Raw genomic sequence first — 6,694 nt, forward strand, 5'->3', positions numbered from 1 at the left:
GGGGCGGAGCCCCTTCTGTCAGGAGAAAAGCCCGGCTTCTCTGCCGGACGATTTTTCACGGGGTAGGCGCGTGGATCAGGTTCGCAGAAGAAACGCGATCGGGCCGGTGCGCCGGCGCGATCCTGTTGCTTTGGAGGACCTGGGCCGCGCGCCGTAGGGGCGAAGCCCCTCCCCAGGATCAGCCCGGCCCGTCAGGGCTGGTCCGGTCCAGGAGCCGACCAGCCTTCAATATTGATTTTTCGGAGGAAAGTGCTACTTTTAGAGCCGGAGTGGGACGGCAGGTTTCCCCGCCGCCCCCTTCCCTACAGTATGAATTGGACCCGAAGAGTCACTGACCAGGTGCTTCGGGTCTTTTTCATTGTAAGGGTAACGCTAATGGGCATGAACCACATCGCATCACCTCCGGTTTGAGGGCAAGGCCGTTGCCTCGGCCGGGCGGGCCTATCCTACCCGGTCGCGCCGCTGGCCCGGCGCTGCTGCTTCCGCCCTCAAAACAGATTGGCTCCCTGCTGCTAGTGCTTTGCGCGTTAGGCTGCGACTTTCAAGCCTTTCAGTTCCGCCATTTTTTCAGAAAGCGTCCAAAGGGCCTTGTTCAGTTTTACGTCCTGATCGATGCCTTTGACCGCTCGGGAGCTGGAGCGGCGAAGGCGTCCATCTTCATCGCGGAAACGTGCCTCCAATCCGCCCCGGATGGCGTTTTCCTGAACGACGTTAAAAGTGGTCCAGAGGTCGTTTCCCCGGTCGCCCGTGCGGCGGGCGTTCAAAAGCTGGCTCGGCTGAATGCGCGTCGTGGTTTCCCCTTCGCTGTCTCCGAAGCGGGCAATGTGCGCTGCCTCCGCAGACACCTGCTTTTCGTCGCGGTCAAGGATCAGACCGCTCCAATCGGCGGGCGCTGCGAGAGTCTTTTCAGCTTCCTCCATCACGCGGAACGTGCCGTCAATCACCTTGTGCCGTACGTCTCCGCTGTGGCGAACCTTCACACTTTCGAGGGTGGACGTCTGCGCGACAAGGGAATTAAGGCACCGGATGCGGAACAACCCGGCCATGATATCGAAGGCGGACGTGCCGTCATTTGCGTTTTTGAGCAGGATTTCGCAAACCGTATCACCAACGCTAAACTTTGCATCTTGGTCGAGACGGCGAAGCCGGATCAAGTGCTTGGTGAAGTCCTTCTTGCTGGCATCGCGGGTACGGCCTTGCTTCACACCAACCGGCATGAATCCTTCGTCTGTCAGCGCACGCAGAACTTCGATGGTAGGGATCGGCTGGAACCGTTCGGAACGGCTCTCATGGGCTGAGACTGCGAAGATAGACGGAGCGCTCCGGCGCATTTCGTCTTCGCTGAGAGCGCGGGCGGAATCAAAGCGTGCGGTGCTGGCATATACTGAGTTCATTGGTTTGCTCCTGTTTCCTGAACTTGGTCGGTTTCATTTTCCGCGTCGTCGGAAACGGGGGCGGCGGATCAAGGACCGTATGCGGGGAGGGGGATCACCTGCGCGCACAAGGCGAGAGCCGCGGAGCGTGGGGACACCCCGCAGGAGGCCGCGCAGCGGTTTATCCTTGATCTGCCGGGGGGCGAAGCTCCTCCCCAGGATCAGCCCGGCCCGTCAGGGCTGGTCCGGTCCAGCGGCCAGCCTTCATATTGATTTTTCGGCGGAAAGTGCTACATTTGGATCCGGAGAGAGACGGCAGGTTTCCCCGCCGCCTCCTTTCCTAGGTTATGAATAGGACCCGGAGAGTTACTCGCCAGTGCTTCCGGGTCTTTTTCACGTCTAGGGAAATACTAATGGGTATGAACCACATCGGTACTTCCTCCGGTTTGAGGGCAAGGCCGTTGCCTCGGCCGGGCTGGCCTATCCCACCCGGTCGCGCCGCTGGCTCGGCGCTGCTGCTTTCGCCCTCAAAACTGATTGGCTCAGCGATAGCACATCTGGCGGTCAATAGGTTAACGAGCAGTTAACTTCTCATCCCACCATACAAGGACTCGTGCGCCTCTTGGATCGCATCGAACGCCTCTGTCTGCATCACTTCTTCATTGCTGCAAAGCTCGGGCATTCCAAAGCGTGCAGCGGCCAACTCCCGAAAGTCCCGATAGTCGTCTGCGGCGAGGATTTGGCACTGGATGGCGACCGAGCGCACCATACTGGACACCTCACCCACCCACGCCTCATAGATCCGTCCCACGCGGATGCTATCGAAGCGCTCGGCTGCAAGCCGCAAGGCATTGTTGAATTTCGCTTTCCGGCGCACTGACAGCCAATAGTCTGCGGCGTTTGCATCGACGCTCGGGATCGTCTTCGTTTTCAACATGTCGAAACCTCCTGTCGATGGATTAGCGGCAGGCGAAGCCGGGTTGACTGGCTTGTCCGAAAATCGAAATTTCGAGCCGAACAGCCTCTTGCAGTTCCAGCCGGTACTTACGCGCGCTCCGCAGAAGTCCAAGGCGGGACGAACGCCCCTCAAGCATCCGGCAAGAACCGAACAGGGAGAAAAGGACGGCCCGGCCAGTAACCGGCTTCACGCCCATTCTTCCGACATAGTATTTCCGTCCGTTGGCGTTGACGGCCTCCGGCTCCTCGCTTGCTCTGATTTTCCGATAGAGTTTCTTCCAGTCGGTGCGGTTCATTTTTGTGCTCCTCGTTCGCGGCGTATCGCCTTTCATTTTCCGCGTCGTCGGAAACGGGGGAGCCGGGTCAAGGACCATGGCAGGGGAGGGGGATCACCCGCGCGCACAAGGCGAAGCCGCGGAGCGTGGGGATACCCCTCCCCTGCCATGGCCGCGCAGCGGTTCATCCTTGACCTGGCGGGGGCGGAGCCCCTTTCAGCAAGCAAAAGTCCGGCTCTGGCCGGTCATTGTTCTAGGGGTAGGGGAGCGGGTCAGGTCTGGAAAAGGAACGGGGTCGGGCCGGTGTGCCGGCGCGATCATGTTGCTTTGGAGGATCTGGGCCGCGCACCGTAGGGGCAACGCCCCTGCCGAGGATCAGCCCGGCCCGTCAGGGCTGGCCCGCGTGTCAGTCCTTGCCGTCCTGACGCCCGCCGCGCGCAACAATATCGAGCGTGTCATCCGCAAGAGGACGCTGAAGCTCTTTCGCTTCGTCCCATGGCGCGGACAGCCAAGTTTCAATTTCTTGCTGTTCCGTCAAAATAACCGGCATGGCCTTCGGGTGCATCGCTCCGACTTCCTTGTTTGGCTCGCACGTCAAAAACGCGAACAGGTCGGCGGTCACTTCGCCTTCCTTCACCTTTCGAACGCTGGTCCAGTTCGTCCAGATACCGGCAAAGACAGCAAGAGGGCGGTCTTCGTTGAAGGCGAACCAGACCGGCTCACGCGCCTTTGAATCAAACTCGGAAAAGGAATTGAACGGGACAACACAACGGTGGTCGATGCTGAGCCAGCGGCGCCAGTGCGGGCTTTTAGTGTTGCGAACGTTCGTCACGCCCTTGTCGGCCGACTTGCCTTTCAGTGCAAATGCCGGTGATGGCATTCCCCAACGTGCCAAGGTCAATTCCCGGTCGGCACCGATATTACGGACGATGGGAGCGGAATAGTCCGGATAGATGCCCGGCTGCGGTGCCAGGTTGCCGATCGTGTCGGCAACTTTCATCGCTCGGGTGAAATCCAGGACGGCTTGCCGCGCCGAAGTGTGGGAGTAGAGATTGCACATCAAACCACATTTCAACAGACGACAAAAAATAACAAGGGATCAGCCCGGCCCGTCAGGGCTGGTCCGCTCCCGTGACGAGCTGGCCCGGTCAAGTGGGGTATGTACTTGACCGGGCCAGAGTGAAGCCCCTTATCAAACTTCAGCCGGTTCCTTTAGAGGGGTCCGCAACCGGCTATCGTTTGATCGGGAGGCAAGGGGCTCCGTATTCGATGGCGGGGTTTCCCCGAAGGGGAAAGGCCGCCCTGCGGGAGCTTTCGCAGGGCAGCCCTTCATTGGACAGCGTTACGCTGCCTCTTGAATGACTTCCTCGGACGCAGGAGCTTCGTCTTTGCAAGTCATGATGTTCGGCACCCAACGCGTTCCGGCGACTTTTTCAGCAGCATAGGCTGCGGCTTCCTTTTTCTTCATTTTGAGAACGGGCGCGGCAGCTTCCTCGCCGCAGGACTGCACGAGACTGTCATGGATGACATCGAGCTTGACGCGGGCGAAGTAGGATTCGGCGGTCGGCTGGAAGTGATCGGCCATGTCGAGGTCTAGGGCCGCGCCGATCCGGTTGCCGTGATCCACGCCCGCGCCGTTGAAGCCGTCGCCATGGCTGACAGCGTTGATTGTCTGGGCGACAAGGAAAGCTTGCAGCCGAAGCAATTCCTCCTGCGACACACCCATGCACCAATCCCAAAGGTCAGCCGGATTGACGGGCAGAACCGATTTCCAGCTTTCACGGACGCGTTCAATGGCATCGAGGTCGGCGCACTGGCCCGCGTCTTTGATGTGTGTTTCAAGGCATGCGCTGTCGAGCGACACTTCAACCGCCCCATGGGTCCATGCCGCACGGTGCTCGTACAGCGTCTTGATCGCCATGGAGTGAACGCTAACAACAAGGGCCAGGTTCGGGTTCCGGGCAAGCTCAAGACGGAGCGCTGCGGTCTTGCGAGCGGTCAACTCGGCGACCAGTGCTTTCGAGTGATCGGAACCGGCCTTTTCGTCTGACGCTGTATCAGAGCAGGCTTGTGCAGCCACCTTCACGTCCTTCGGATCGATCAAGCCGCGTTCAATGCGCAGATCGCCATGATAGCCAAGCGACAGGATTGCCCCGGCCTTTGCCTTCTGCTCGTCGCTGAACTCCGGTTTCCACGCGGCGCGGAAGTCCTCAAGAGCGTTTTCCGCTGCTTCGAAGGCGAGCCGGTCGTCTTCGTCTCCGGACTGGTCGTAAACATCGCCAGTCGTCTCAACCGCGTTTTCCAGTGTTTCAAGGTGCTTCTGTTCCTCGTCGGACAGATCGCGGGCCATGGGATAGACACGACCGTATTTCTGCATGTCCGTGTAGTCGATTTCCGGCTGGTAGCGGCACCACTTCCAGCCTTCGCCAGCAACCTCAAGGGTGAGTGCGTCGATCTTTTCGGCCACGAGTTTATCAATCAACGCACCGTCTTCGGCATATCCGCCATCTGTATCAAAGAGGTCACAGATCACCGTGCCGCCCGCCTCGCGGACAGCATCGAGGCCGCCAAGGAATTTGATGCGTTTGTCGGACGCAGGAATTTTGCCATTGGTCAACGCCTGACGAATTTCGCGGCTGCTGCGATAATACGGCGAAAGGTTATCCCAAACCCGTTCCTGTTTTTCATGATCATCACAGACGGTAAATGCCTGCAATTGGGCAAGTTCCATTTCTCCCTTTTCGAAAATCTCGAACAGGCGAGGGGAGACGCGGGCCAGCTTGAGGCGCTTCGTCACGACAAGTTCGGTTTCGCCAAAACGGCTTGCGATTTCGCTGACGGTCTTGCCATCGTCGGCCATCTGTTTGAAAGCCCGGTATTCATCGGCAGGGGACATGCCTTCGCGCATGATATTCTCGGCAAGGCTGATTTCGGTTGCGTCGGCCTCGTCGCTGAGAACGCACGTCACCTTGACGGATGTGGGCATTCTCTTGTTGGAAATCAGGTGCTCAATTGCCCGGAACCGACGCCCGCCAGCGGTCACAAGGTAGGTGCCCTTTTTCTCACCTGGGCGCACGACAAGGTTCTGCAGGACGCCAACAGAGGCGATGCTTTCAGCAAGCTCAAGGATGCCTGCCTGCGTGTAGGTCTTGCGGACGTTCTTCGGATCAAGCGCCAGCTTCGAGAAAGAGATTTCAAGGCGGTTTGTGTCGGTCTTGGTCATTTGGTATGCTCCTGTTTCCATGAAACTTGACCGTTGCGGCTCGTTTCATTTTCCGCGTCGTCGGAAACGGGGGAGGGCGGTCAGGGACCGGAGAGGCGGAGGGGTGTCCCCGTGCGCACAAGGCTAGAGCCGCGGAGCATGGGGAGACCGCTTTTCCGGCCGCGCAGCGGTTTATCCTTGACCGGCCGGGGGCGGAGCCCCGCTAGCAAATCCATGTCTGGCGCAGCCAGGCAGATATCTGCAAAGCAGATCCAGCGCGAACGATCGTACCCCGAATGGGCCGAGACAAAGGCGGTTTCGGCCGATGGACTATCTTGCTGGCGGAAGGCTCTTTGAGACTTCTGCCGGCGCTAGATGGTCCCGGCAGAAATCGTGTTTGGCTCGGTGGAGGCCGCACAGCGGCCGGAAGAGAGCGTGGTCCGGTAGGACGCGACCAGAACAGATAAGAGCGGCGCTTGGCTCTAGTTCGCTTTCCCGTCCAAAATCGCTTTGAGTTCTGCGTACAATTCGTCTGTTTCTAATTGGTATTTATCCAAATTGTCTTTGCTTGCGGCGGCGAAATCAGGAATGAACAACCTAGTATTTGGGTCGGAATCGTAGGTCAGGTCTGCAATTTTCTCAGACGTTTTTTGAGCGTCTTCTTTGATATTTCTAAAGGTGTAACCTTGGCAGCTCCCGATCTGGACCTGTCCCGGATTTGTACCGCTCCTTTGACTTGGTATTTTGCCACAAAGGAGAATGTTCATGGCATCACGTCACGGCGCGGAGTTTCGCGCAGAAGCAGTCCGGATTGCGCTGACCAGCGGCTTGTCGCGTAAGCAGATCGCCAGAGATCTTGGTGTTGGTTTCTCGACCTTGAACCGTTG

The 6,694-nt window shown here is 58.8% G+C and carries 7 protein-coding genes; 1 reads left to right on the forward strand and 6 read right to left on the reverse strand.

Annotated features, from left to right (window positions below; genetic code table 11):
* Window positions 1-527: 527 nt before the first annotated feature.
* The 6 genes from ACXAH0_RS24425 to ACXAH0_RS24450 form a co-directional block, all read right to left on the reverse strand.
* On the reverse strand, window positions 528-1,394 hold the full coding sequence (locus tag ACXAH0_RS24425) for a DUF932 domain-containing protein (protein ID WP_475195782.1): 867 nt from the start codon (window positions 1,392-1,394) through the stop codon (window positions 528-530).
* A 562-nt stretch (window positions 1,395-1,956) separates the two neighbouring features.
* Window positions 1,957-2,310 (reverse strand): hypothetical protein, encoded by a 354-nt coding sequence (locus tag ACXAH0_RS24430; protein WP_475195784.1) that lies wholly within the window; start codon window positions 2,308-2,310, stop codon window positions 1,957-1,959.
* Window positions 2,311-2,332: 22 nt separating this feature from the next.
* On the reverse strand, window positions 2,333-2,626 hold the full coding sequence (locus ACXAH0_RS24435) for a hypothetical protein (protein ID WP_475195786.1): 294 nt from the start codon (window positions 2,624-2,626) through the stop codon (window positions 2,333-2,335).
* A 385-nt stretch (window positions 2,627-3,011) separates the two neighbouring features.
* Window positions 3,012-3,665, reverse strand: a complete 654-nt coding sequence (locus ACXAH0_RS24440; RefSeq protein ID WP_475195789.1) for an SOS response-associated peptidase — start codon at window positions 3,663-3,665, stop codon at window positions 3,012-3,014.
* Window positions 3,666-3,947: 282 nt separating this feature from the next.
* Window positions 3,948-5,828 (reverse strand): ParB/RepB/Spo0J family partition protein, encoded by a 1,881-nt coding sequence (locus tag ACXAH0_RS24445; RefSeq protein ID WP_475195791.1) that lies wholly within the window; start codon window positions 5,826-5,828, stop codon window positions 3,948-3,950.
* A 461-nt stretch (window positions 5,829-6,289) separates the two neighbouring features.
* Window positions 6,290-6,574: a hypothetical protein gene (locus ACXAH0_RS24450; protein ID WP_475195793.1), complete on the reverse strand. Its 285-nt coding sequence runs from the start codon at window positions 6,572-6,574 to the stop codon at window positions 6,290-6,292.
* Here ACXAH0_RS24450 and ACXAH0_RS24455 point away from each other — a divergent pair.
* Window positions 6,573-6,694, forward strand: a 122-nt coding sequence (locus ACXAH0_RS24455; protein WP_475195796.1) for a transposase, incomplete at its 3' end; no start/stop codon positions are given. The genes ACXAH0_RS24450 and ACXAH0_RS24455 overlap by 2 nt on opposite strands.

Source organism: Roseibium sp. AWQ4_290 (assembly GCF_056160985.1).

Coding starts and splice junctions, on each gene's coding strand:
- ACXAH0_RS24425 (WP_475195782.1), bottom strand. CDS start 1,394: ATGAACTCAGTATATGCCAGCACCGCACGCTTTGATTCCGCCCGCGCT.
- ACXAH0_RS24430 (WP_475195784.1), bottom strand. CDS start 2,310: ATGTTGAAAACGAAGACGATCCCGAGCGTCGATGCAAACGCCGCAGAC.
- ACXAH0_RS24435 (WP_475195786.1), bottom strand. CDS start 2,626: ATGAACCGCACCGACTGGAAGAAACTCTATCGGAAAATCAGAGCAAGC.
- ACXAH0_RS24440 (WP_475195789.1), bottom strand. CDS start 3,665: ATGTGCAATCTCTACTCCCACACTTCGGCGCGGCAAGCCGTCCTGGAT.
- ACXAH0_RS24445 (WP_475195791.1), bottom strand. CDS start 5,828: ATGACCAAGACCGACACAAACCGCCTTGAAATCTCTTTCTCGAAGCTG.
- ACXAH0_RS24450 (WP_475195793.1), bottom strand. CDS start 6,574: ATGAACATTCTCCTTTGTGGCAAAATACCAAGTCAAAGGAGCGGTACA.